General features: G+C 63.9%; 21 protein-coding genes. 13 read left to right on the forward strand and 8 right to left on the reverse strand.

The window, feature by feature from the left end; genetic code table 11:
* Positions 1-36 precede the first annotated feature (36 nt).
* The 5 genes from ACB030_RS08570 (at position 37) to ACB030_RS08590 (ending at position 5,003) form a co-directional block, all read left to right on the forward strand.
* On the forward strand, positions 37-1,191 hold the full coding sequence (locus tag ACB030_RS08570; RefSeq protein ID WP_371159056.1) for a diguanylate cyclase domain-containing protein: 1,155 nt from the start codon (positions 37-39) through the stop codon (positions 1,189-1,191).
* A gap of 30 nt (positions 1,192-1,221) precedes the next feature.
* Positions 1,222-1,485, forward strand: a complete 264-nt coding sequence (locus ACB030_RS08575; RefSeq protein WP_025328759.1) for a YihD family protein — start codon at positions 1,222-1,224, stop codon at positions 1,483-1,485.
* Between the two features lie 197 nt (positions 1,486-1,682).
* Entirely contained in the window at positions 1,683-3,131 is a 1,449-nt protein-coding gene (ccoG, locus tag ACB030_RS08580) for a cytochrome c oxidase accessory protein CcoG (protein WP_371159058.1), read from the forward strand.
* Positions 3,132-3,216: 85 nt separating this feature from the next.
* A complete protein-coding gene (locus tag ACB030_RS08585; protein ID WP_371159060.1) occupies positions 3,217-4,206 on the forward strand; it encodes a serine/threonine protein kinase in 990 nt (329 codons plus the stop codon).
* 188 nt (positions 4,207-4,394) lie between these two features.
* Positions 4,395-5,003: a thiol:disulfide interchange protein DsbA/DsbL gene (locus ACB030_RS08590; protein WP_371159062.1), complete on the forward strand. Its 609-nt coding sequence runs from the start codon at positions 4,395-4,397 to the stop codon at positions 5,001-5,003.
* Positions 5,004-5,094: 91 nt separating this feature from the next.
* On the opposite strand, the gene phnE is transcribed toward ACB030_RS08590, so the two are convergent.
* From phnE to ACB030_RS08615, 5 genes are all read right to left on the reverse strand, one after another.
* A complete protein-coding gene (phnE, locus tag ACB030_RS08595; RefSeq protein ID WP_371159262.1) occupies positions 5,095-6,630 on the reverse strand; it encodes a phosphonate ABC transporter, permease protein PhnE in 1,536 nt (511 codons plus the stop codon).
* The gene (locus ACB030_RS08600) at positions 6,630-7,391 is read right to left on the reverse strand and encodes a phosphonate ABC transporter ATP-binding protein (protein ID WP_371159064.1); all 762 of its coding nucleotides are present in this window, start codon (positions 7,389-7,391) and stop codon (positions 6,630-6,632) included. Before ACB030_RS08600 ends, phnE begins: the two co-directional genes overlap by 1 nt.
* Positions 7,388-8,233 carry a putative selenate ABC transporter substrate-binding protein gene (locus ACB030_RS08605; protein ID WP_371159066.1) on the reverse strand — a complete coding sequence of 282 codons (846 nt, stop codon included), beginning with the start codon at positions 8,231-8,233 and terminating at the stop codon, positions 7,388-7,390. The genes ACB030_RS08600 and ACB030_RS08605 overlap by 4 nt, the downstream gene beginning before the upstream one ends.
* A gap of 124 nt (positions 8,234-8,357) precedes the next feature.
* Positions 8,358-9,536 carry a nicotinate phosphoribosyltransferase gene (pncB, locus tag ACB030_RS08610; RefSeq protein WP_371159068.1) on the reverse strand — a complete coding sequence of 393 codons (1,179 nt, stop codon included), beginning with the start codon at positions 9,534-9,536 and terminating at the stop codon, positions 8,358-8,360.
* 89 nt (positions 9,537-9,625) lie between these two features.
* Positions 9,626-10,261, reverse strand: coding sequence for a nicotinamidase (locus tag ACB030_RS08615; protein ID WP_371159070.1), 636 nt, complete (start codon positions 10,259-10,261; stop codon positions 9,626-9,628).
* A gap of 74 nt (positions 10,262-10,335) precedes the next feature.
* On the opposite strand from ACB030_RS08615, the gene ACB030_RS08620 reads away from it, so the two are divergent.
* Positions 10,336-10,986 carry a DNA mismatch repair protein MutT gene (locus tag ACB030_RS08620; protein WP_371159072.1) on the forward strand — a complete coding sequence of 217 codons (651 nt, stop codon included), beginning with the start codon at positions 10,336-10,338 and terminating at the stop codon, positions 10,984-10,986.
* 77 nt (positions 10,987-11,063) lie between these two features.
* Positions 11,064-11,564 carry a DUF523 domain-containing protein gene (locus tag ACB030_RS08625; protein WP_371159074.1) on the forward strand — a complete coding sequence of 167 codons (501 nt, stop codon included), beginning with the start codon at positions 11,064-11,066 and terminating at the stop codon, positions 11,562-11,564.
* Here ACB030_RS08625 and ACB030_RS08630 read toward each other — a convergent pair.
* From ACB030_RS08630 to ACB030_RS08640, 3 genes are all read right to left on the reverse strand, one after another.
* Entirely contained in the window at positions 11,495-12,454 is a 960-nt protein-coding gene (locus ACB030_RS08630; protein WP_371159076.1) for an acyltransferase, read from the reverse strand. The two genes, ACB030_RS08625 and ACB030_RS08630, sit on opposite strands and share 70 nt — an antisense overlap.
* A gap of 9 nt (positions 12,455-12,463) precedes the next feature.
* On the reverse strand, positions 12,464-13,363 hold the full coding sequence (locus ACB030_RS08635) for an acyltransferase (RefSeq protein ID WP_371159078.1): 900 nt from the start codon (positions 13,361-13,363) through the stop codon (positions 12,464-12,466).
* Between the two features lie 132 nt (positions 13,364-13,495).
* Entirely contained in the window at positions 13,496-15,013 is a 1,518-nt protein-coding gene (locus tag ACB030_RS08640; protein WP_371159080.1) for a YifB family Mg chelatase-like AAA ATPase, read from the reverse strand.
* 383 nt (positions 15,014-15,396) lie between these two features.
* Between ACB030_RS08640 and ilvG the strand changes: the two genes are divergently transcribed.
* From ilvG to ompA, 6 genes are all read left to right on the forward strand, one after another.
* Positions 15,397-17,043 carry an acetolactate synthase 2 catalytic subunit gene (gene ilvG / locus ACB030_RS08645; protein ID WP_371159082.1) on the forward strand — a complete coding sequence of 549 codons (1,647 nt, stop codon included), beginning with the start codon at positions 15,397-15,399 and terminating at the stop codon, positions 17,041-17,043.
* Positions 17,040-17,318: an acetolactate synthase 2 small subunit gene (gene ilvM / locus ACB030_RS08650; protein WP_307765715.1), complete on the forward strand. Its 279-nt coding sequence runs from the start codon at positions 17,040-17,042 to the stop codon at positions 17,316-17,318. The genes ilvG and ilvM overlap by 4 nt, the downstream gene beginning before the upstream one ends.
* Positions 17,319-17,330: 12 nt before the next feature.
* On the forward strand, positions 17,331-18,263 hold the full coding sequence (locus ACB030_RS08655) for a branched-chain amino acid transaminase (RefSeq protein WP_371159084.1): 933 nt from the start codon (positions 17,331-17,333) through the stop codon (positions 18,261-18,263).
* Between the two features lie 147 nt (positions 18,264-18,410).
* A complete protein-coding gene (ilvD, locus tag ACB030_RS08660; protein WP_371159086.1) occupies positions 18,411-20,252 on the forward strand; it encodes a dihydroxy-acid dehydratase in 1,842 nt (613 codons plus the stop codon).
* A 101-nt stretch (positions 20,253-20,353) separates the two neighbouring features.
* Entirely contained in the window at positions 20,354-21,886 is a 1,533-nt protein-coding gene (gene ilvA, locus ACB030_RS08665; RefSeq protein ID WP_371159088.1) for a threonine ammonia-lyase, biosynthetic, read from the forward strand.
* 235 nt (positions 21,887-22,121) lie between these two features.
* Positions 22,122-23,261 (forward strand): porin OmpA, encoded by a 1,140-nt coding sequence (gene ompA / locus ACB030_RS08670; RefSeq protein ID WP_371159090.1) that lies wholly within the window; start codon positions 22,122-22,124, stop codon positions 23,259-23,261.
* Positions 23,262-23,358: the final 97 nt, after the last annotated feature.

Below are 23,358 nucleotides of genomic sequence, written 5' to 3' on the forward strand. Positions count from 1 at the left end.
GTTAAACTGTGCGGCTCTTGTACAGGGAGTACCCAGTTGACCCAGAGTGTGAATCACCAGGTGCGGCGGGCCATCATGGTCCAGCTCTATACCCACGCCTCCTTCAGCCTGCCTTGTCTGGCGCTGCTGGCGATCAGCTGGAGCCTGCTGTTCCACGACTACCTGCCCGTCGGAGAAGCGCTCGGCTGGCTTGGTCTGGTCTTCCTGCTGTTGCTGGGACGCTGGTGGCACCAGCGCTGGCGTCAGCCCCGGCTGGCAGAGCTCCCGCTGCCGGTGCTGGAGCGGGAGCTCTTCATCGGGGTGACCATCACCTCCATCATCTGGGCCCTCGGCGTGCTGCTCTACATGGACAGGCTGCCGGACACTTACCGCGCCGCCATGATGATGCTCACCAGCCTGATCCTCACCGGCAGCGCCATCATGCTGTTCGGCAGTCGCCGCACCCTCTACGGGGCCGTGCTGCCCCTCGGGTTTGCCATGCTGTTCGAACTCAGCGGCGGCAACGAGCAGGAGCGGATCGTCTCCTGCATGCTGGCGGGTTACCTGTTCGTGTTCTTGCCGACCCTGCTGCGCCGGTTGCGCCGGGATCAGGTGGCCTCCCTCTACCACAGTTTTTCCAACGCCGATCTGGTGGCCGAACTCAAGGCGGTCTCCGAGCACCTCAAGCTCACCTCCCGTCTGGACGGCCTGACCGGCATCGCCAACCGGGCTCACCTGGACGACACCCTGGCGCGGGCCTGGCGCCGCTGTCACAGGGCCAGGGCGCCCCTCTCTCTGGTGCTGGTGGATGTGGACTACTTCAAGCAGTTCAACGATCACTATGGCCATCAGCTGGGGGACCAGTGCCTGCAGCAGGTGGCGAGCCTGCTGGCCGAGGTGCTGCGGCGGGAGGACGATCTGGCCGCCCGTTACGGCGGGGAGGAGTTCGCCCTGCTGCTGCCCTGTACCACCTTGCAGGGGGCCATGCAGATCGCCGAGCAGGTGCAAACGGCCCTGCGCACCCTGGGCATTCCCCACCACAAGTCCCGGGTATCCGGCCGGGTCAGCTGCAGCTTCGGGGTGGCGACCCTGGTGCCGGATCAGCACCACTCCATCGCCGAGCTCATCCAAAAAGCGGATGCGGCCCTCTATCAGGCCAAGCATAATGGCCGGGATCGTATCGAAGTAGCCTTGATGGGTAAGGTTGCCTGAGTTTCACATGACAGATTAAAGAGGTCGTCTATGCAATGTCATCGTATCGAAGAGCTGCTTGAGCTGCTGCAGCCCGCCTGGATCAAGGAGCAGGATCTCAGCCTGGTGCAATTCATCGCCAAACTGGCGGCGGAGGCCGGCTATGAGGGCGCCCTGTCCGAGCTGACCGACGACATGCTGATCTATCACCTCAAGATGCGCGAATCCGACAAGCAGGCGATGATCCCGGGTCTGGCCAAGGATCATGTTCCTGACTTCAAGGAAGCCCTGCTCAAGGCCCGCGGCATCAAGTAACCCGACCACCGGGTTGCCGCAAGAGGAAGGTTTCAAGAGAATCTCCAAAAAGGCCCATAGTCAACTGGCTATGGGCCTTTTTTGTTGCCTGAAATTGCGACGGCACTCGAACTATAGATACATTTAACCCACACAATTAGCAGGTTGTTTAAGATATAATCGCCTTCATAACAATATGAGTGGAGCTATGTGCTGCAATGGCCGACCAGGACAAGATCGATATCAAGGATGTGACCGGCGACGTCACCGGGACCTTCAATCCCAACACGTTCAAGGCGGGCGATGACAGGTTCAATCCCGGCAACCGCATCTACGTCAGGTCCCAGACCGGCTACTGGCAGCGGGTGCGCAAGGTCATGGGCTGGTTCTTCGTCGTCCTCTTCGTCGCCTTGCCCTGGCTGCGTTACGACGGCCGCCAGGCGGTGCTGTTCGATCTGGAGCACCAGCAGTTCCATGTCTTCGGCGCCACCATCTGGCCGCAGGATCTGACCCTGCTGGCCTGGGTCTTCATGATCGCCGCCTTCGCCCTCTTCTTCGTCACCACCTTCCTCGGCCGGGTCTGGTGCGGCTATCTCTGCCCCCAGACGGTGTGGACCTTCATGTTCATCTGGTTCGAGGAGAAGCTGGAAGGCGCCGCCAACAAGCGCCGCAAGCTGGATGCCGCCCCCTGGAGTGGCGAGAAGCTGGCTCGCAAGGGGACCAAGCACCTGGCCTGGCTCCTGCTGTCGCTCGGCACCGGCCTCACCTTCGTCGCCTACTTCCAGGATGTGTTCCAGCTGGTGCCTGACTTCTTCACCCTGCAGGCGAGTGGCTGGGTCATCTTCTGGGTGATCTTCTTCGCCGCCTGTACCTACGGCAACGCCGGCTGGATGCGCGCCATCATGTGCATCCACATGTGCCCCTATGCCCGCTTCCAGTCCGCCATGTTCGACAAGGACACCTACATAGTCGGCTACGACACCAAGCGCGGCGAGACCCGTGGTGCCCGTGGCCGCAAGGCCGATCCCAAGGCGCTGGGGCTGGGGGACTGCATCGACTGCGATCTCTGCGTGCAGGTCTGCCCGACCGGCATCGACATCCGCGACGGCCTGCAGTACGAGTGCATCAACTGCGGCGCCTGCGTCGATGCCTGCGATCAGACCATGGATCGGATGGGTTATCCGAAGGGGCTGATCAGCTACACCACCGAGCACAAGCTGGCCCACAACCAGACCCATGTGGCCAGACCCAAGCTGCTCGGCTATGGCCTGGTGATGGTCATCATGCTGGGGGTCTTCGTCTACAACGCCATGTCCATCATGCCCATGGGGCTCGACATACTGCGGGATCGCAACCAGCTGTTCCGGGAGAACAGCGAGGGGCTCATCGAGAACACCTATACCCTGAAGATCCTCAACAAGACCTTGCAATCCCAGACCTATCAGCTGGATGTGGAAGGGTTGCCGGAGCACCAGTGGTTCGGCCCGCGGGAAGTGACTCTCAAACCAGGGGAGATCTTCACCCTGCCGGTGAGCCTGGCGGTGGATCCCTTCAACCTGAAGCGGCCGACCCTGGATGTCCAGTTCGTACTCAAGCGGGAAGGGGCCGCGCCGGACGACAGCAAGGGCACCCTGCGCCAGCCCAGCAAGTTTATCAGCCGGTTATGATGACAGACGCGACAAATGGCGGGGAGCATTGACCCGCCATGGGGGCGAGTAGTGATAGAATGGGGCGCAACAGCGCCCCTTTCTCATGGTGGATGACATGCGTTTCAACTATTCCGACCTCAATCCCGACCTCATCATGGATGCGATCGATCTCAGCGGCCTGCGCATCGACTCCGGCCTCATCGAGCTCAACAGTTACGAAAACCGGGTCTACCAGTTTCAGGATGAAGAGCGTCGCCGCTACGTGGTGAAGTTCTACCGCCCAGGTCGCTGGAGCCGGGCCCAGATCCTCGAGGAGCATGAGTTTGCCGCTCGCCTGTGTGAGACGGAGATCCCGGTTGCCGCCCCCATCGCGTTTGATGGCGAAACCCTGCTGGAACATCAGGGCTATCCCTTCGCCATCTGGCAGAGCGTGGGTGGCCGTCAGTTCGAGGTGGACAACCTCGACCAGCTGGAGTGGGTGGGGCGCTATCTCGGTCGCATCCACAGGGTCGGGGCCAGTCACTCCTTCCACCATCGCGTTCCGCTGGATGTGGAGAGCATGCTGCACGAGCCGCGTCAGCTGCTGGCGGCCGGAGAGTGGGTGCCGAGTGGCCTGGCCAAGCCCTTCTTCGGGGTGCTTGACGAGCTGATCCGGCACGTGTGCGATGCCATGAGCCTGGACGTGGCGCGGATCTCCCTGCACGGTGACTGTCACCCCGGCAACATACTGTGGCGTGATGGCCCCATGTTCGTCGATCTCGACGACTGCCGCACCGGCCCCGCCATCCAGGATCTCTGGATGATGCTGAGCGGCGAGCGCCACGAGCAGTTAATCCAGCTCGACACCCTGCTGGCCGGCTATGAGGAGTTCATGGAGTTCGACCCGCGCGAACTGGCCTTGATTGAGCCGCTGCGGGCCATGCGCATCGTCCACTACATGGCCTGGCTGGCAAGGCGCTGGGAGGATCCCGCCTTCCCCCGTCACTTCCCCTGGTTCAATACCGACCACTACTGGCGCCAGCAGATAGCGACCCTGCACGACCAGCTGGAGGCGCTCAAGGCCCCGCCGTTGACGCTGATGCCGAACTGGTAAGGCAAACGGATAGCGATACCCGGGTCGCTGATGTCGGCTGGACAAGCCCCAACCACCGGGCCCAGGATGCCGCGACGAGGTGCTCGCCCACCCGCCTTTGCCATTGACGCCGGCATGGCGACACAATAGGCTTGGACTGCTTCGGTTCGCCGGGCGTGCCTCACAGTGATCCCTTAACAGGAAACGTCATGAAAAAAGTACTATTTTTCCTCGCTGCCATGCTGATGCTCCCCATGGTTCACGCCGCCCCGCAATTCAAGGAAGGCGTCAACTATGACGTGGTCACCCAGACCGGCAGCGCCCAACCTGAAGTGCTGGAGTTCTTCTCCTATTTCTGCCCGCACTGCGCCAAGTTCGAGCCAATCGCCGCGGATCTGAAGAAGAGCCTGCCGGAAGGCGTGCCGATGAAGAAGAACCCGGTGGCCTTCCTGGGCCGCGAGATGGGCCCGGAGATGCAACGCGCCTATGCCGTCGCCAACCTGCTGAACGTCGAAGGCAAGCTGACCCCGGTCATCTTCGACAAGATCCACACCCAGCGTCAGGTGCCGCAGAGCCGTGCCGACGTGAAGCAGATCTTCGTGGACAACGGCGTGCCGGCTGAAGAGTTTGACGGTGCCGTCGACAGCTTTGCCGTCTCCGGCATGGTTTCCCAGTTTGATCGCAACACCGAGAGCTACAACATTCGCGGTGTGCCGGCCTTCCTGGTCAACGGCAAGTACCTGGTGAAGATCGAATCCATCACCTCCCAGGAGCAGTTCAACCTGCTGGTGCAATTCCTGCTGGCCAAGAAAGACTGATCTCTCCTGAGTCGATAAAAAGCCCGCCAGTGCGAACCGGCGGGCTTTTTGTTTATCGGGGTCGGCCCGATGCTGGCAGCTTGCTCTTGATTCAGATCTGGCAGTCCCGCTGGGACGGTGCGGGGCGCGGCAACCGGGTGCGGCGGCTGATCCCCTCCGCCAGCCAGACCAGCAGCAAGATGGCCAGGATCAGGGTGGCCGCCTGATCGTAACGGAACAGGCTGAGCGACACATAGAGCTGCTGCCCCAGCCCGCCAGCGCCCACCACCCCGAGTATGGTGGCGGCCCTCAGGTTCATCTCGCCGCGATAGAGGCTGTAGGCCAGCCACTGGCGTGACACCAGTGGAAACAGACCGTACCAGAAGCTGGCGGTGGGGCTGGCGCCGCTCAATTGCAGGGCGAGGCGGGGGGTCTGATCCGCGTTCTCCAGCGTCTCCACGAACAGCCGGGCCAGCACGCCTGTGGTGTGCAGGGTGAGCGCCAGTATGCCCGCCACCGGCCCCAGCCCGACCGCGATCACCAACAGGCTGGCGAAGATGAGCTCCGGCACCGATCGCAGCAGGTTGAACAACAGCCTCAGCGGCCAGCAGTGGCGGGCGAGGCAGGCCAGCGGCAGCGCCAGCAGGGCGCTCAACAGGGTACTCAGCATCGCCATCTGCACCGTATCGAGCAGGCCGGTGCCCACAGCCTTGAGGAAGGGCCATGACCAGTCCGGTTGCAGAAACTCGCCGATGAACTGGCCCAGCCCGCCGAAGGAAAAACTCAGCATGCGCCAGTCGAGCTGGTGGAACGCCATGGCGCTGGCCAGCCCCAGGCAGGCAAGCAGTTGCAGGCCGGGGGAGCGGGTGTGGCGCAGCCAGGCGCTGAGGCCGTCCGCCAGGGTCACCAGCAGGATGAAGGCCAGCAGCAGGGTCACCACCTCGCCGCCGGCAAACATGCGCAGGGAGAGTTCGAGCTGCTGGCCGAGCCCACCGGCGCCGACGAAGCCCATGATGACGGAGGCGCGCAGGGCACACTCCCAGCGATAGACGGTGTAGGAGAGCAGCTCCTGGCGCACCGCGGGCAGCACGCCGTACCAGAGCGCCTGCAGCCGGCCGCTGCCGCCGAGCAGCAGGGCACGGGCCGGTTGCAGGGCGCCGCTCTCCATGATCTCGTTGTAGACCTTGGCCAGCATGCCGCCGTAGCTGACGGCGATGGCCAGGATGGCGGCCAGGGGACCGAGCCCGGAGAGGCGCACGAACAGCAGCGCCCAGATGAGCTCGGGCAGACTGCGCAACAGGATGGCGACGAGGCGCGAGAGGGCCCGCAAGGCGCCGCGCAACGGGCTGGGGATGGGACCCAGCTCGGCCAGCGACAGGGCGCGGGAGCCGAGCAAGGCGAACGGAATGCCGAGCAGCAGGGCGCCAGCCAGCCCTAGGGTCGCCACGGCCAGACTCTCCAGGGTGGCGGTCAGGGTCAGGGCCAGAAAGTCCTGATCCACGCGAGGTGGCCAGCTGGTGGCGAGAAAGTTGCCCATCTGCCGCCAGCTCTGGCCATCGAGCAGGCCGAGCCAGCCGTCGGCCTGCTGCCACAGGCTGTAGCCGACCAGGGCCAGCAGCCAGGGCAGAGGATGGCGCCAGCGGCTCATCAGCCGACGCACGGCAGGGCCTCCTGCTCGCCGGCGTAGAGGGCGGCCAGCATGGCCGGGGTGACGGCGGCGGCGGGGCAGTCGAACTGCACCCGTCCCTCGCGCAAACCTATGATGCGGGGGAAGCGTTCGAGGGCCAGTTCGACCGCGTGCAGGCTGGCGATCAGGGTGCTGCCGCGGGTGCGGGCTTGCGCCAGCAGGGCATCCAGGCTGCTTTGGGCGAGCACGGGATCGAGGGCGGAGACGGGCTCATCGGCCAGCATCAGGTCCGGCTGCTGATAGAGCACCCGGGCGATGCCGACCCGCTGTAGCTGGCCGCCGGAGAGCTCGCCACAGCGCTGCTGCCACTTGTCGGCGAGGCCGAGGCGGGCCAGTTCGGCCCGTGCACCGTCCGGGTCGCAGGGGCGCAGCAGCGAGAGCAGGGCGCGAGCGAGGGACCACTGGCCGAGTCTGCCGGCCAGCACGGCGGTCAGCACCGGCTGGGAGGCGGGCAGCGGAGGCTGCTGCCAGACCATGCCGATCCGGCTGCGCAGCCGCTGGCGGGCCCGGGTGGAGAGGGCCCAGGGATCCTCCCCCCACAGGGAGAGTGCCAGCTCACCGCGCAGCTCTGTGCCGATCAGCCGCAGCAGGCTGGTCTTGCCCGCGCCGCTCGGCCCTATGATGGCGACACACTCCCCCGCCGCGATCTGCAGGCGAAGCGGATGCAGGATGCGACTCTCGCCGAGCCGCAGCCCTGCTCCGTCCAGCGCGACGGCGATCACTTCAGCAGACCGGCCTGGGTCGCTGCCGCTTCTATGCCCTGGTAGTTCTCGGGTTTGGTCTCGATGAAACGGCTGGCCCGCTGCAGCTTGAGGATCTCGGCCTGTGCGGGCACTGCCGGGTCCAGGTTGAGGAAGGCCTGCTTGATCTTCTCCTGCAGCGCCGGGTCCAGGTCGCCGCGCACCGTCCAGTTGTAGTCAAAGTAGGTCGGCGTGGTCCAGATCACCTTTACCTTGGCGGTATCGACCTTGCCCTCTTCCACCAGCTTGTCCCACACGGAGGCGTTGAGCGCGCCGGCCGGCACCTTGCCGGAGGCGACCCAGGCGACGGTGGCGTCGTGGGCGCCGGAGAAGGCGACATGGGCGAAGTCACGCTCCGGATTGATGCCCTGCTCGGCCAGGAAGTGGCGCGGCATCAGGTGGCCCGAGGTGGAGGAGGGGGAACCGAAGGCGAAGTCCTTGCCCCTGGTGTCGGCCAGGGTCTTGATGCCGCTGTCGGCATTGGCGATGAACTTGGAGGTGAACTGGGCATCTTCCTGGCGCTGTACCAGCGGCACTACCTTGTCGGCACGGCGATGGGCCTGCACATAGGTGAAGCCCCCGAGCCAGGCCATGTCGAGCTTGCCGGCGGCCAGCGCCTCGACCACGGCGGCGTAATCGTTGACCGGCACGAACACTACCTCGCGCCCCGTCTGCTCGGCCAGGTATTCGCCCAGCGGGGCAAACTTGCGTTGCAGCTCGGTGGGGGCTTCATCCGGGATGGCGGAAACCCGCAGCGGCTCGGCGGCGGTGGCGCCCAGGCTGGCCAGCAGGGTGGTGAGGGCAAATATCCATTTAGGGGTCATGGGCAGTTCCTTGTGGTCTGTCGTTCGGGCAAGAGAAAGGCCCGACACCAGTCGGACCTTGCAAGAGGGTCATGGTAGGGGGCCACCGGCGCTCTGCGCAAGATGGGCTCCTCAAAAAGGCGCGTTACACCCCGACGTGAAAGGCCTGCTTGAGGTTGCGGATGAAGTCCGCATCCCGGCACAGTGTCTTGCCCGGGCTGTCGGAGATCTTGGCGACCGGGCCGCCGTTGCACTCCATCAGCTTGAAGACGATGTTCATCGGGCTGACGCCGGGCAGATCGCAGGTGAGCTTGGTGCCGATGCCGAAGCTGGTGTTGATGCGGCCCCGGAAGTGACGCAGCAGCTGCACCGCCTTGTCGAGGTTGAGCCCATCGGAGAAGACCAGGGTCTTGTCTCTGGGATCGATGCCGAGGCGCTGGTAGTGGCTGATGGCCTTCTCGCCCCACACCACGGGGTCACCGGAATCGTGGCGCAGCCCCTGATAGCGGCTGGCAAGCTCGAAATCGAAGTCCCGCAGGAAGGCATCCATGGTGATGCAGTCGGTCAGGGCTATGCCCAGGTGGTTGGTGAATTCGTCCAGCCAGCTGGTGAGGGCCGCGCGCTGGCTGTGTTCCAGCGGGAAGCCGAGCTGCTGGTGTGCCTGGAACCACTCGTGGGCCTGGGTGCCCACCGCCGGCAGCCTGTACTTCTGGGCCAACTGGTAGTTGCTGGTACCGCGAAATGCCGGCAGCCGCTCCTTGAGGCGACCCACCACCGCATCCTGCACGGCGTGGGAGAAGCGGCGGCGGGTACCGAAGTCGATGAGGTTGAAATCCTGCATCTCCTCGGGGCTGAGCTCCCGCTCCAGCTTGTCGATCTTCTGATCCAGCCGTTCCAGGGCATGACTCACCCCGAACTGGGGATAGCGGAAGCGGTTGCGCATCTCGCTGATGATGGCGAGCACCGGGATCTCCCACAGGATCACGTCCTGCCAGGGCCCCTCTACCCGCACATTGATGCGGCCATCCTGCTCGAACACCTTGAGCAGGGAGGCATCCAGCGGCTTGCGGCGCAGGTGATCGAGATAGTCGGCGGTGAAGAAGGGGCGCTCGGCCAGGAAATCGAGCTCGGGTTCGGTCAGGCGCAGGGAGCCGGCGAGGCGCAGCTGCTCCTCGATCTCGCCCATCATGGGCAGCAGATCTTCCTCGTTGCGGCTGTGGAACTCGGCCACCACCTCGGCATCCGGGTAGCGGTGGAACACCGCCTGCTGCATATGCAGCTTGTAGGCATCGGTGTCGAGCAGGCTGGTGAGAATCGGCGGCATATCAGGCTCCTCGCAGACGGGCGAACGCCAGCCGCATATGTAACGTGCAGGCATCGGTGTCGAGCAGGCTGGTGAGAATGGGTGGCATATCAGGCGTCCAGCAGGCGTTGTACATCGACCAGGGTCTGGGCCAGTTCGGCGCCGGCCTCGGTCATCCGGGTGCGGGCCTGGGCCACCGTCTCGGGGGCTATGCCACGGCAGGCATCGAGATGGACGATCACCCGGAAACCGGCGCGGCGCAGCTGCAGCACGCTGGTTTTGACACAGTAGTCGGTGGCGAGGCCACCCACCAGCACTGTGCTGACGCCCCGTGCTTGCAGGAATTCGATAAGCCCGGTGCTGCGCCGCTCGGCCAGGTCATGGTAACAGGCGCCATAGGGATGCAGATCCGGTTCGACTCCCTTCCAGACGAAGAAGTCATAGTCGATGGGGGCGGGCAGGCCATCGAGCAGTTCGAAGCCCGGGGTGCCCGGTACGCAATGGGCCGGCCAGGTGAGATCGGTGTTGGGTAGGTCCAGCGGTTGCAGCATGTCTGCGGGGTCCGTCACCACCCAGGCGGCGTTCGCTGGGTGGGCGTCCTTGCTGCCGACTCGCAGGCTGGCGAGGGCGGCTTGCGCGTTGAGAGCGGCCACTATGTCAGCCCCGCCCGCGACGGGCAGCTCGTTCGGGCAGAGGGGGGTAAAGCCCTTCTGCGCATCTATATCCAGGCTGGCGATGGTTCCCATGGGTGGCTCCTGCACATAATATTCTTGTGATATTATCTACCAAACATTATTAGAAGGCGAGCAGGTCGACCAGGATGCCGAGAATGAGTCTGGATATGGTGGTGCTGCGGTTGAACGAGGAGCGACTCGAGCTGCTCCTCGAGACCCGGGATCGCCCTCCCTTTAGCCACTGCTGGCAGTTGCCGGCCCTGCGCATCGACGAGACCCGGGATCGGGATCTGGATGCCGCCCGTCACCGTCTGCTGGGGGAGTGGGGGCTGGGTCATTGCTACAGCGAGCAGGTCTGCACCCTCGGCAATCTGGAACGGGATCCCCGTGGCTGGTCCACAACCCTGGTTTATCTCTGTCTGGTGGAGCCGGAAGCGGAAGCCGTGCGAGGTCATTGGCACCCGCTTGCCGACCTGCCCGACCTGAATCTTGCCTTCGATCACGGCCAGCTGGTCGCCATAGGGCTGGAGCGGCTGCGCATCAAGAGCCGCTACAGCACACTGCCGCTGCAACTGCTGGGGGCCGAGTTCACCCTCTCCGAGGTGCAGCGGGCGTTCGAGATAGTCCTGCAGACCCCCATGAACACGGCGGCGTTTCGCAAGCGGATCCATCGCGCCGACATCCTGGTGGATACCGGCCGCAAGCGCACCGGCAAGCAGAGGCCCGCCATTCTCTACCGGCTGGAGAACCCCTGCTGCGTGATGTTCGATCAGGTGATGAACGGAGCGGAAGCATAAGCCGGTGCCTGCGAAAACCGGATTGTCGCCCTCTAGCGGGCCTGGTGCGCGAGCACCCTCACACAGGGAGTGAAAGCATGGGAGAGACGGAAATGCACAAGGTACTGGTGAGTGCTTGCCTGCTGGGCCAGCCGGTACGTTACGACGGCCAGAGCAAGGGGATCGTCAGCGACTGGTTGGATGCGCTGGGGGCCGAGGGGAGGGCGCTGGCGTTCTGCCCCGAGGTGGCGGGCGGTCTGCCGACCCCGCGCCCCCCTGCCGAGCGGCAGGGTGAGCATGTGGTGACGATAAGCGGGCTGGATGTGACGGCCGAGTTCGATCACGGCGCCGAGCTGGCGCTCGGGCTCTGCCTGGCGCAGGGCATTCGCTTTGCCCTGCTCAAGGAGGGGAGCCCCTCCTGCGGCAGTGGCCGCATCTACAACGGCCGCTTCGAAGGCGTCTCCATGGCGGGAGAGGGCAAGACCACGGCCCTGCTGCGCCGCCACGGTATTGCGGTCTTTTCCGAAGATCAGTTGGCCGAGCTGGCCGCTGCACTCTCTCTGGATCCCTCTTTGGCGGCAACCGGCAGCGGTTCCTGATCCCGCTGCCAGCCGTCCAGCACGGCGTCCTTCTCCTGCCAGCGCTGGTTCAGCCACGCCTGAAAACCGCGCTTGAACTGCTTGTTGTTGAAGTAGTCACCCACCAGCGCTTCGTCCACCGGCAACTCCTCGATGCGCACCCGGATGCGCTTCATCCGCCCCATCAGAAAGTCCTTGAACGGGGTCTCTGCGTTGTCCGGATAACTGATGGTGACGTTGATCAGGCTGTCGAACTGCTCCCCCATGGCCGCCAGGGTGAAGGCCAGTCCCGCCGCCTTGGGGGGCATCAGGTGGCGGTAGCGGGAATGGGTCGCCTCTCGCTTCGCCTCGGTGAAGCGGGTCCCCTCCACGAAGTTGATGACGGTGGTGGGGATGTGGCGAAACTTCTCGCAGGCGTGGCGGGTGGTCTCGATATCCTTGCCCCTCAGGTGCGGGTTGCGCAGCAGAAATTCCCGTGAGTAGCGGCGCATAAAGGGCATATCCAGCCCCCAGCAGGCGAGCCCCAGCAGCGGGATGTAGATGAGCTCGTGCTTCATGAAGAACTTGGGCACCGGCAGCCTGTCGCGGAACAGATGGCCCAGCACCACTATGTCGGTCCAGCTCATGTGGTTGCTGATGACGAGATACCAGCCATCCTTGCGCAGCCGGGTGTCGTCCTCCACCTGCCAGTCGATGCGCATGGTGAGACGGATCACCAGCGCATTGCAGGCCAGCCACAGGCGCATGAAGCGGTTGTTGAGGCGGCTGCAGGCACGGCCAAAGGCCGGGATGGGTAACAGCAGTTTCGCCAGCGACACCAGCAGGATCAGGCTGGCGCACAGGGCGGTGAACAATATGGTCAGGCCGGCGCTGATGATCAGCACCAGGGGGCCCGGGAGCAGGGTTAGCATGGGTGTCGTTTACTGCGTCTTGTCCGCCAGCAGCTGACCCAGGGTCTGGTCTTTCTCGCGCCAGATCCCGTTCAGCCACTGTTGAAACTCTTGTTGGAACTCGGGGTCATTGAAGTAATCCCCCACCAGATTGCGTTCGATCGGCAGAAAGCGGACCCGAACCTTGATCTCCTTGACCCGACCGCACATGAAGTCCCAGTAGCTTGGGATGCCGCCCGGATAGGCGATGGTTACATCCACCAGCTTGTGCAGTTGATCCCCCATGGCCGCCAGGGTGAAGGCGATGCCGCCAGCCCTCGGGTGCAGGAGGTGGCGATAGGGGGCGCCCTGTTTGTCGTGCTTGTGGGCGGTGAAGCGGGTGCCCTCCACGAAGTTCATCACACTCACCGGAATGTGGCGGAACTTGGCACAGGCCTTGCGCGTCGTTTCTATGTCTTTTCCCTTCAGATGCGGCTTCTTTTCCAGCAAGCTGCGTGAATATCGCCGCATGAAAGGGAAGTCCAGCGCCCACCATGCCAGACCGAGAAAAGGTACCCAAATCAGCTCTTTCTTGAGGAAAAACTTCAGGAAGGGAATTTTTTGATTAAAAATCCGCTGCAGTACCAGTATGTCGACCCAGGATTGATGGTTGGCAACCACCATATACCACTCATTCCGGCGCCCTTTGTCCACTCCGACCACCTCGAAAGGGGTCCTGATGATGGTTTTCTGGATCAGGTTGTTGAAACCTATCCAGCAGCTGGCACAGCCGTCCAGCAGGGCATTGCAGAGGGTGCGCCAGCCCTTGAGCGGCAGCAGCAGCTTGACGAGGCCGAGCAGCAGTATGGGAACAAACCAGAAGAGGGTGTTGAGGAAATAGAGCAGGGTCGAGAGGCAGCCGCGCAGCCGCTCTATCAGCTTGTTGTGCATGAATCGGATCCGTTTTCGTGTCTGTGGGTGGCAACCAAGTGGTCAGATCTGTGGCCATAATATCAGCCGATCCGGCGCTAGACCATGAATGCACCGCATTGACGCCGGGATCTCCTCCCCATCATGTCGCGATCACTGGCCGCTGCGCAGCCGTGACAGCAGCCTGTCCATGGCCCTGTAACCGAGCGCCTCGATGAGATGCTCCTTCTCGATGGCGGGACGTCCCGCCAGATCCGCTATGGTGCGCGACACCCGCAGTATGCGGTGCCAGGCGCGGATGCTGAGCCCCAGCTTCTGGATGGCGTTCTCCAAAAACTCGGCATCCTGCTGCGATAATCGGCAAATATCCTCTATCTCGCGACTATCAAGCAGGTTGTTGAGCTTGCCGTTGCGGTTTTGCATTCGCTCCCGCGCCCCTAGCACCCGATCGCGGATCTGCCGGCTAGACTCCCCCCGTTCCGCCTTGCCGGTCAGGCTCCCCTTGGGCAGCAGCGGCACCTCCACCGTCAGATCGAATCTGTCGAGGAAGGGGCCGGAGAGCTTGCCGAGGTAGCGCAGTATCTGATCCGGGCTGGAGCGGGTCTGGCCGTCCCCGTAGTGGCCGCAGGGGCTGGGGTTCATGGCGCCCACCAGCTGGAAGCGGGCGGGGAAGTCCACCTGGCGGGCGGCGCGGCTGATGGTGATGTGGCCGGTCTCCAGCGGCTCGCGCAGTGAGTCCAGCACCTTGCGTTCGAACTCGGGCAACTCGTCGAGAAACAGCACCCCGTTGTGGGCCAGGGAGATTTCCCCTGGCCTCGGGTGGCTGCCACCCCCCACCAGGGCCACCGCCGAGGCGCTGTGGTGTGGCGTGCGATAGGGTCTGTGGTGCCAGTGACCGGCGCGCGGGGTGAGGCCGCCGATGGAGTGGATGGCGGCGGTCTGCTGCGCCTCCTGTTCGCTGAGCGGCGGCAGAATGCCGGGCAAACGGCTGGCCAGCATGCTCTTGCCGGTACCGGGCGGGCCGATGAACAGCAGATTGTGGCTGCCGGCGGCAGCGATCTCCAGCGCCCGCTTGGCCTGTGACTGGCCGATCACATCCTGCAGATCCGGCACATCGGGCAGGGAGTCCGTGGTCTGGGGATCCGGCAGGGGCAGCTCGTACTGACCCGCGAGCCAGGCGGTGACGGCCAGCAGCTGGTGGGCGGTGCGCACCTCGGCATCCTGGATGAGAGAGGCCTCGGGGCCGTTCTCTCGCGGCACCAGCAGGGTACGCCCGGCGTCGCGGCAGGCGAGCACGGCGGGCAGCACCCCGAGCACGGGACGGATCTCGCCGGTCAGGGCCAATTCCCCTAAAAATTCGTGATCGAGCAGGTATGTTGCCGGTATCTGCTTGGAAGCGGCGAGAATACCGATGGCGATGGCCAGATCGAAACGGCCTCCCTCCTTGGGCAGATCGGCAGGGGCCAGGTTGACCGTGATGTGTTTACTTGGGAACTCGAAGTTGCCGTTGAGCAGGGCGCTGCGCACCCGATCCCGCGACTCCTTCACCGAGGTTTCCGGCAGGCCCACCATGTTGAAGGCGGGCAGCCCGTTGGATAAATGGACTTCTACCGTGACTTGCGGCGCCGCTATTCCTAAGCTGGCACGGCTATAAACCACAGCTAATGACATAAATCCCGTCCTTGGTTTGATGTATGTGCTGGTTAACCGTTTTTTATTAGTTTTTTGTTCCAGAGAGCAGCTTGCAGATCAGTCAAAATCAGAGTCTTGTCAGGTAAAAAATGCTTGCCCAATAAAAATCACCGTGCTAGTTCTAATAGCCATTCGCGGTGCAAACCGCCCCCATTTCACAGGATTTCCGGTTGTAACTATGAACATGGCCTCCCGTTTCGTCAGCATTATTGTGGTCCTAGTGGTGATTATTATCTCACCGCTCGGGGCTCGTTTAGCTGCACGGAACAAGGGATAGACCCACCACCGGACAGAACGAAACAAGCGACCCCCGAGCCTCACGGCCCGGGGGTTTTTTTTCGACCAAAGGACAGGATTTCCACATGAACGGCGCGCAGTTTTTGGTACAGGCTCTCAAGAAACAGGGTGTGACCCAAGTGTTTGGTTACCCGGGCGGGGCCATCATGCCGGTCTATGACGCCCTGTATGACGGTGGCCTGGCCCATCAGCTCTGCCGCCACGAGCAGGGTGCCGCCATGGCCGCCGTGGGTTATGCCCGCGCCTCCGGCCAGGTGGGGGTCTGCATCGCCACTTCGGGCCCGGGAGCCACCAATCTGGTGACTGGCCTGGCGGAGGCGCTGCTCGATTCCGTGCCCCTGGTCGCCATCAGCGGTCAGGTGCCTTGCGCCGCCGTGGGCACCGATGCGTTTCAGGAGGTCGACGTGCTCGGCATGTCCCTCTCATGCACCAAGCACTCCTTTATGGTGACGGACGTAGCTGATCTGCCGCAGGTCATCGCGGAAGCCTTCGCCATCGCCACCGAGGGGCGTCCGGGTCCTGTGCTTATCGACTTTCCCAAGGATGTGCAGCTGGCCGCCGTGCCGGCCCAGAGCCCGCTGTTTGCGGTGGAGGAGCCAGAGGCCCTCAATCCGGCCGAGCTGACCCTGGCCCGCACCCTGCTGGCCGCCGCCGAGCGCCCGGTGCTCTACGTCGGTGGCGGGGTGGGCATGGCCAATGCGGAGCAGCAGCTGCGTGACTTTGCCGCCGTCACCGGCATGCCGGCGGTCACCACTCTCAAGGGGATAGGTGCGCTCGACCCTGACAGCGCCGTTTATCTGGGCATGCTCGGCATGCACGGCACCAAGGCTGCCAACTACGCGGTGCAGCAGTGCGATCTGCTGGTAGTGGTGGGCGCCCGTTTCGATGATCGGGTGACCGGCAAGCTGGAGGAGTTCGCCCCCGAGGCCAAGGTGATCCATCTGGATGTGGATGCTGCCGAGTTCGGCAAGCGCCGCGCCGCCGATGTGGGCATCACCACGGATCTTAAGCGGGTGTTGCCCGCCCTGGCCATGGCGCTGGCGATCGATCCTTGGCGTGAGCACTGCGCCGCCATGGCCCGTGAGTATGCCTTCCGCTACGACCATCCCGGCCAACCCATCTATGCCCCGGCCCTGCTCAAGCAGCTCTCCGAGCGCTTGCCCGAGAGCAGCGTAGTGGCCTGCGACGTGGGTCAGCACCAGATGTGGGTGGCCCAGCACATGCGCTTCACCAGCCCGCGCAATCACCTCTCCAGCGCCGGCCTCGGCACCATGGGCTTCGGTTTGCCCGCCGCCATCGGCGCCAAGATGTCGCGCCCGGATGACGAGGTGGTGCTGGTGAGCGGTGACGGCTCCTTCATGATGAACGTGCAGGAGCTCGGCACCATACGCCGGGCCCAGCTCAAGGTTAAAATGGTGCTGATCGACAACCAGCGTCTCGGCATGGTGCGCCAGTGGCAGGAGCTGTTCTTCGACGGCCGCTACAGCGAGACCATACTCTCCGACAACCCGGATTTCATCGCCCTGGCCGCCGCGTTCGGCATCCCGGGCGAAACCATCACATGCAAGGAGCAGATAGCCGGTGCACTCGATCGCCTGCTGGCGAGCGAGAGTGCCTACCTGCTGCATGTGGCCATTTCAGAGGAAGAAAACGTCTGGCCCCTGGTTCCGCCGGGAGTCGCCAACCACAAGATGATGGAGCAACGCCCATGAAGCAGCACAGCTTTCACCAACCCGGATGTGCGCAGCACACCCTGCATATCCACGCCCAGCCCAGACCCGAAGTGATGGAGCGGGTGCTGCGGGTGGTGCGTCACCGTGGCTTCGCTCTCTGCGCTCTGAACATGGAGCAGGATTGCCAACAGCTGCGGATCACGGTTACTGTCGAGTCGGAGCGTCCCATCCAGCAGTTGTGGAGCCAGTTGGTGAAGCTGGTGGATGTCTCCCGGGTCGATGCACTGGAACAGCAACCCCGGATCAGCGCTTAAGGAGCCAAGCCAATGTCACAGCCTTCACACCCGCAATTCATCTGGTTTAACGGCAAGATGGTGCCCTGGCAGGATGCCCAGGTGCACGTCATGAGCCACGCCCTGCACTACGGCTCCTCGGTGTTCGAGGGGGTGCGCGCCTATGACACCCCCAAGGGGACCTGCATCTTCCGCCTGCAGGAGCACACCCGCCGCCTGTTCGACTCCGCCAAAATCTACTGGATGGACGTTCCCTACAGCGAGGCCGAGGTGAATGAAGCCTGCCGCACCGTGGTGCGCGAGAACGGCCTGAAAAGCGGCTACCTGCGCCCGCTGGCCTTTGTCGGCAACGTGGGGCTGGGGCTGCACCCGCCGCTGGATGCCAAGGCAGACCTCATGGTCGCCGCCCTGCCGTGGGGCGCTTATCTGGGGGAAGAGGGGCTGAAGAACGGGGTGGATGTCTGTGTCACCTCCTGGAGCCGGCTCGCTCCCAACACCATTCCCACCGGCGCCAAGGCCGGGGGCAACTACCTCTCCTCCCAGCTCATCAGCCGGGAGGCCAAGCGCAACGGCTTCGCCGAGGGACTGGCGCTGGACGTGAACGGCTACCTGAGCGAAGGGGCGGGGGAGAACCTCTTCCTGGTGAAAAATGGCGTGCTCTTCACCCCGCCCGCCACCGCCGCCATCCTGCCCGGCATCACCCGCGACACCATCATGACCCTCGCTCGTGACCTGGGGTATGAGGTGCGCGAGCAGGCACTGCCGCGCGAGGCGCTCTACGTGGCGGACGAGATCTTCATGACGGGCACGGCGGCCGAGGTGACCCCGGTACGCTCGGTGGATCGGATGAAGGTGGGCACCGGCAGCCGTGGCCCGGTGACCGAGCAGTTGCAGAACGCCTTCTTCGGTCTGTTCAATGGCCAGACCGAGGACAAGTGGGGCTGGCTGACGCCGGTCAACGACTGATGAGAGAGGGGAGGCGTCACGCCTCCCCGAGTCGCTTCCGGTGAAGGCTCCCTCGCAGCGCCTTCACCAGGATCGATTCCCGATCCGCGAATCACACATTCATGTTGAAAGACAATGCGCCCCAGGGGCATTCAGGGAGTAGAGACAATGCCGAAGTTGAGATCCGCCACCACCACCCACGGACGTAACATGGCCGGGGCCCGCGCCCTCTGGCGTGCCACCGGCATGACAGATCAGGATTTCGGCAAGCCCATCATCGCCGTGGTCAACTCCTTCACCCAGTTCGTACCCGGTCACGTCCACCTCAAGGATCTCGGCCAGCTGGTGGCCCGGGAGATCGAGGCCGCCGGCGGCGTCGCCAAGGAGTTCAACACCATCGCCGTGGATGACGGCATCGCCATGGGCCATGGCGGCATGCTCTATTCCCTGCCGTCCCGGGAACTGATCGCCGACTCGGTGGAGTACATGGTCAACGCCCACTGCGCCGACGCCATGGTCTGCATCTCCAACTGCGACAAGATCACCCCGGGGATGCTGATGGCCGCCCTGCGCATCAACATTCCGGTGATCTTCGTCTCCGGCGGCCCCATGGAGGCGGGCAAGACCAAGCTCTCCGATCAGATCATCAAGCTGGATCTGGTGGACGCCATGATCCAGGGGGCCGACCCCAAGGTCTCCGATGCCCAGAGCGATCAGATAGAGCGCAGCGCCTGCCCCACCTGCGGCTCCTGCTCCGGCATGTTCACCGCCAACTCCATGAACTGTCTGACCGAGGCGCTGGGTCTCTCCCAGCCGGGCAACGGCTCCCTGCTGGCGACCCATGCCGATCGGGAGCAGCTGTTCAAGCTGGCGGGTCAGCGCATCGTCGCTCTGGCCAATCGCTACTACCAGCAGGATGACGAGAGCGCCCTGCCGCGCAACATCGCCACCAAGGCGGCGTTCGAGAACGCCATGGCCCTGGACATCGCCATGGGCGGCTCCACCAATACGGTGCTGCACCTGCTGGCGGCGGCCCAGGAGGCCGGGGTGGACTTCACCATGGCCGACATCGACCGCATGTCCCGCAAGGTGCCCCAGCTCTGCAAGGTGGCGCCCTCCACCCAGAAGTACCATATGGAAGATGTGCACCGCGCCGGCGGCGTGGTCGCCATCCTGGGTCAGCTGGAAAAGGCGGGCTTGGTGCACGGCGATACCCGCAACGTGCTCGGCACCAGCTTGCACGAGCTGCTGGAGCAGTACGACGTCAGCCGCTGCGATGACAAGGCGGTGCACGACTTCTACCGCGCCGGCCCGGCCGGGATCCGCACCACCAAGGCATTCAGCCAGAACTGCCGCTGGCCAGAGCTGGATCTGGACCGGGCAGAAGGCTGCATCCGCTCCCTGGACAACGCCTACAGCCTGGAAGGGGGGCTGGCCGTGCTCTCCGGCAACCTGGCCCTCGATGGCGCCATCGTCAAGACCGCCGGGGTGGATGACGAGAACCTCCGCTTCCGCGGCCCGGCCCGGGTGTTCGAGAGCCAGGACACGGCGGTCGCCGGCATCCTGGACGGCACCGTGCAGGCCGGTGAGGTGGTGGTGATCCGCTACGAAGGCCCGAAAGGGGGCCCCGGCATGCAGGAGATGCTCTATCCCACCACCTATCTGAAATCCATGGGGCTCGGCAAGGCCTGCGCCCTGATCACAGACGGCCGCTTCTCCGGTGGCACCTCTGGCCTCTCCATCGGTCACGTCTCTCCCGAGGCGGCCTCCGGCGGCACCATAGGGCTGGTGGAGGATGGGGACATCATCAACATCGACATCCCGGCCCGCAGCATGGTGCTGGAGGTGGCTGACAGCGTGCTGGCCGCTCGCCGCGTGGCAGCCTCGGCCCGTGGCTGGAAGCCGCTCAATCGCCAGCGCCAGGTCTCCTACGCCCTGCGTGCCTACGCCATGCTCGCCACCAGCGCAGATAAAGGCGCGGTGCGCGATTTAAGCAAGCTGGAGGAGTGATGATGAAAGGAATGACAAATCATCTATGCAAAGAGCTGCTCGCCTCCTCCTGTGCCGACAAGGGTGCGGTGCGCGACCTTAGCAAGCTGGAGGAGTAAGCCATGGTTTCTGCCGCAGATTATCTACGCAAGGTGTTGCTCTCCCCCGTCTACGAGGCGGCGCGGGTGACACCCTTGCAGACTCTTAAAAAATTGTCCGAACGGCTTGGCAACCATGTGGCGCTCAAGCGTGAAGACTTGCAACCCGTGCACTCCTTCAAGCTGCGCGGCGCCTATCACAAGATCGCCACCCTGAGCGCCGAGCAGAAGTCCCATGGCGTGGTGGCGGCCTCGGCCGGCAACCATGCCCAGGGGGTGGCGCTGTCGGCGGCCAAGCTCGGCATCAAGGCCATCATAGTGATGCCCAAGACCACGCCGGACATCAAGATCGATGCGGTGCGCCGCCTGGGCGGCAACGTGCTGCTGTTTGGCAACAGCTTCGACGAGGCCTATGCCGAGAGCCGCCGCCTCGCCGAACTGGAGGGCTACACCCTGATACCGCCGTTCGACGACGTCGAGGTGATCGCGGGTCAGGGCACCATAGGCAAGGAGCTGCTGGAGCAGGACACCCACCTCACTCACGTCTTCGTGCCCGTGGGGGGCGGCGGCCTGGCCGCCGGGGTGGCTGTCTACATCAAGCAGCTGCTGCCGGATGTGAAGGTGATCGGGGTGGAAGCCGAGGGCTCCGCCTGCCTGAAGGCAGCCATGGAGGCCGGGGAGCCGGTCAACCTGGAGCGGGTCTCCCTGTTTGCGGACGGGGTGGCGGTCAAGCGCATCGGCGAGGAGACCTTCCGCCTGTGCAACCAGTATCTGGACGAGGTGGTGACCGTCTCCAACGACCAGATCTGCGCCGCGCTGAAAGACATCTTCGACGACTGCCGCGCCATCGCCGAGCCGTCGGGTGCCCTGTCCCTGGCGGGCCTCAAGGCCTACAGCGAGCGGGAGCAGGTCAAGGGGGGGCGGATGGCGGCCATACTGTCGGGCGCCAACGTCAACTTCCACAGCCTGCGTTATGTCTCCGAGCGCTGCGAGATCGGCGAGAAGCGCGAGGGCATGCTGGCGGTGACCATACCAGAGCGCAAGGGGGCCTTCCTCGACTTCTGCCGCCAGCTTGGGCCCCGCATGGTGACCGAGTTCAACTACCGCTACGCGGATGCGGCCCAGGCGTCGCTGTTCGTCTCGGTGCGCCTGACCGGGGGCGACGAGGAGCTCGGCCAGATCATCGATCAGCTCGGTGGCAACGGTTACCCCGTGGTCAACATGACAGAGAGCGAGCTGGCCAAGAACCACGTGCGCTACATGATTGGCGGCCGCCCGGCCCGGCCCCTAGGTGAGCGTCTCTACAGCTTCAAGTTCCCGGAGCAGCCGGGCGCCCTGATGCGCTTCCTGGAGACCCTGGGTTGCCGCTGGAACATCAGCCTGTTCCACTACCGCAACCACGGTGCCGACTACGGCCGGGTGCTGTGCGCCTTCGAGCTGCCGGACGAGGACGTGGCCGCCTTCCACGATTATCTGCGCGAGATTGGCTACGGCTGGAAGGAGGTGAGCGAGGATCCCGCCTACTGCCTGTTCCTGGCGAGCCAAGGCAGTCAGTGACGGCGGCTTGACCATCCAGCCCCGAGATGAAAACGAAGAGCCTGGCTCTTCGTTTTTTTATGGGCGCTCCAGGGCGCGCATCTACCGATAATGTCGCCAATATCACACTCCTGAGTCCCTGGTCGTTTGAGGCTGGTTGCAGATGGGATAATCTGAGGGCGGGGCTTGGGTTCAGGGCCCCGTCAGGGAAGAGAGGCGCAGTCGCGTCATAACAATTCATTGCAGGGGCTCATCCATGAACAGATCTATGCTCGCCGTCTTCGTCGGCGCTCTGATGGCAACGGGGACGGTGCAGGCAGCCGCCCAGGACAACACCTGGTATGTCGGCGGCAAGGCCGGCTGGTCCAATTTTTACGGGGTGGATTACAACTCCCAAGTGAAGGAGGTCGTCGATTTTATCGAGCCGGACGAGAAGAGTAATGACCTCGGGTTGGGAGCCTTTGTGGGATATCAGATTAACCGGAATTTGGCTGTTGAACTGGGTTATGACTGGCTTGGCAAGTTCAAGCTGGATAGATCGGAGTCGCTTGGGGTTCACTCTGTCGGTGTCAATGGCGAAGCTGAAGCTCAGATGGTGCAGGCAACCATGAGGATTATCCTGCCCGCGACCTCCGCATTGGATATTTATGGCCGATTGGGTGGGGCTTACGCGTGGACGGAGAGTTCCTATTCAGAGTGGTATCAGAACTCCGCTAATCCTGGATTAAATGACGCCTTTACCGATACAGGGCATAAGTACCACGGCGCCGCCTTTGTGGGGGCGCTGGGGATCGAATACGCCATCGACAGGGATTGGGCCGCCCGCCTCGAGTACCAGTACACCACGCCGCTTGGCAAGACCTCGCTGGAGGAGTCCGGCATTGAGATGGACAACGGCCTGTTGTCGGTGGGCATGCTCTATCGCTTCGGTCAGGTCGGTGACGAGCCGGTGGCGCCGACGCCGGCTCCCGTGCCTGAGCCTGCACCGGCTCCCGTGCTGGTGGAGAAGCAGTTCAGCCTGGACTCGGACGTCTTGTTTGAATTCAACAAGGCGACCCTGAAGCCGGCTGCGAGCCAGGCGCTGGACAACCTGTTTGCCCAGATCCTGGCGGCCAACCCGAAAGACGGGGTGGCGACGGTGATCGGTCATACCGACCGCATCGGCTCGGAGGCCTACAACCAGGCCCTCTCGGAGCAGCGTGCCCGCACCGTGGCCGACTACCTGATTGCCAAGGGACTGTTTGCCGACAAGGTGCGTGCCGAAGGGCAGGGCGAGTCTTCACCCGTGACGGGGGGCAGCTGCCCGGACGGTGCCAAGGCGCAGATGATCGCCTGTCTGGCCCCAGATCGCCGGGTCGAGGTGCGCCTGACCGGGGTCTCCCAGGTCGCCGAATAAGCCATCTTTGCCTTGCTATTAAACAACGAGGGGGCCCAGGCCCCCTCGTCGCGTTCTGGCTCTCCCCCTCATCCCCAACCCTTCTCCCGCGAGGGGA

It is taken from the genome of Aeromonas sp. S16(2024), from assembly GCF_041403065.1.
Lineage (GTDB): Bacteria > Pseudomonadota > Gammaproteobacteria > Enterobacterales > Aeromonadaceae > Aeromonas.

Coding starts and splice junctions, on each gene's coding strand:
- ACB030_RS08575 (WP_025328759.1), top strand. CDS start 1,222: ATGCAATGTCATCGTATCGAAGAGCTGCTTGAGCTGCTGCAGCCCGCC.
- ccoG (WP_371159058.1), top strand. CDS start 1,683: ATGGCCGACCAGGACAAGATCGATATCAAGGATGTGACCGGCGACGTC.
- ACB030_RS08585 (WP_371159060.1), top strand. CDS start 3,217: ATGGTGGATGACATGCGTTTCAACTATTCCGACCTCAATCCCGACCTC.
- ACB030_RS08590 (WP_371159062.1), top strand. CDS start 4,395: ATGAAAAAAGTACTATTTTTCCTCGCTGCCATGCTGATGCTCCCCATG.
- phnE (WP_371159262.1), bottom strand. CDS start 6,630: ATGAGCCGCTGGCGCCATCCTCTGCCCTGGCTGCTGGCCCTGGTCGGC.
- ACB030_RS08605 (WP_371159066.1), bottom strand. CDS start 8,233: ATGACCCCTAAATGGATATTTGCCCTCACCACCCTGCTGGCCAGCCTG.
- pncB (WP_371159068.1), bottom strand. CDS start 9,536: ATGCCGCCGATTCTCACCAGCCTGCTCGACACCGATGCCTACAAGCTG.
- ACB030_RS08615 (WP_371159070.1), bottom strand. CDS start 10,261: ATGGGAACCATCGCCAGCCTGGATATAGATGCGCAGAAGGGCTTTACC.
- ACB030_RS08620 (WP_371159072.1), top strand. CDS start 10,336: ATGCCGAGAATGAGTCTGGATATGGTGGTGCTGCGGTTGAACGAGGAG.
- ACB030_RS08625 (WP_371159074.1), top strand. CDS start 11,064: ATGGGAGAGACGGAAATGCACAAGGTACTGGTGAGTGCTTGCCTGCTG.
- ACB030_RS08630 (WP_371159076.1), bottom strand. CDS start 12,454: ATGCTAACCCTGCTCCCGGGCCCCCTGGTGCTGATCATCAGCGCCGGC.
- ACB030_RS08635 (WP_371159078.1), bottom strand. CDS start 13,363: ATGCACAACAAGCTGATAGAGCGGCTGCGCGGCTGCCTCTCGACCCTG.
- ACB030_RS08640 (WP_371159080.1), bottom strand. CDS start 15,013: ATGTCATTAGCTGTGGTTTATAGCCGTGCCAGCTTAGGAATAGCGGCG.
- ilvG (WP_371159082.1), top strand. CDS start 15,397: ATGAACGGCGCGCAGTTTTTGGTACAGGCTCTCAAGAAACAGGGTGTG.
- ilvM (WP_307765715.1), top strand. CDS start 17,040: ATGAAGCAGCACAGCTTTCACCAACCCGGATGTGCGCAGCACACCCTG.
- ACB030_RS08655 (WP_371159084.1), top strand. CDS start 17,331: ATGTCACAGCCTTCACACCCGCAATTCATCTGGTTTAACGGCAAGATG.
- ilvD (WP_371159086.1), top strand. CDS start 18,411: ATGCCGAAGTTGAGATCCGCCACCACCACCCACGGACGTAACATGGCC.
- ilvA (WP_371159088.1), top strand. CDS start 20,354: ATGGTTTCTGCCGCAGATTATCTACGCAAGGTGTTGCTCTCCCCCGTC.
- ompA (WP_371159090.1), top strand. CDS start 22,122: ATGAACAGATCTATGCTCGCCGTCTTCGTCGGCGCTCTGATGGCAACG.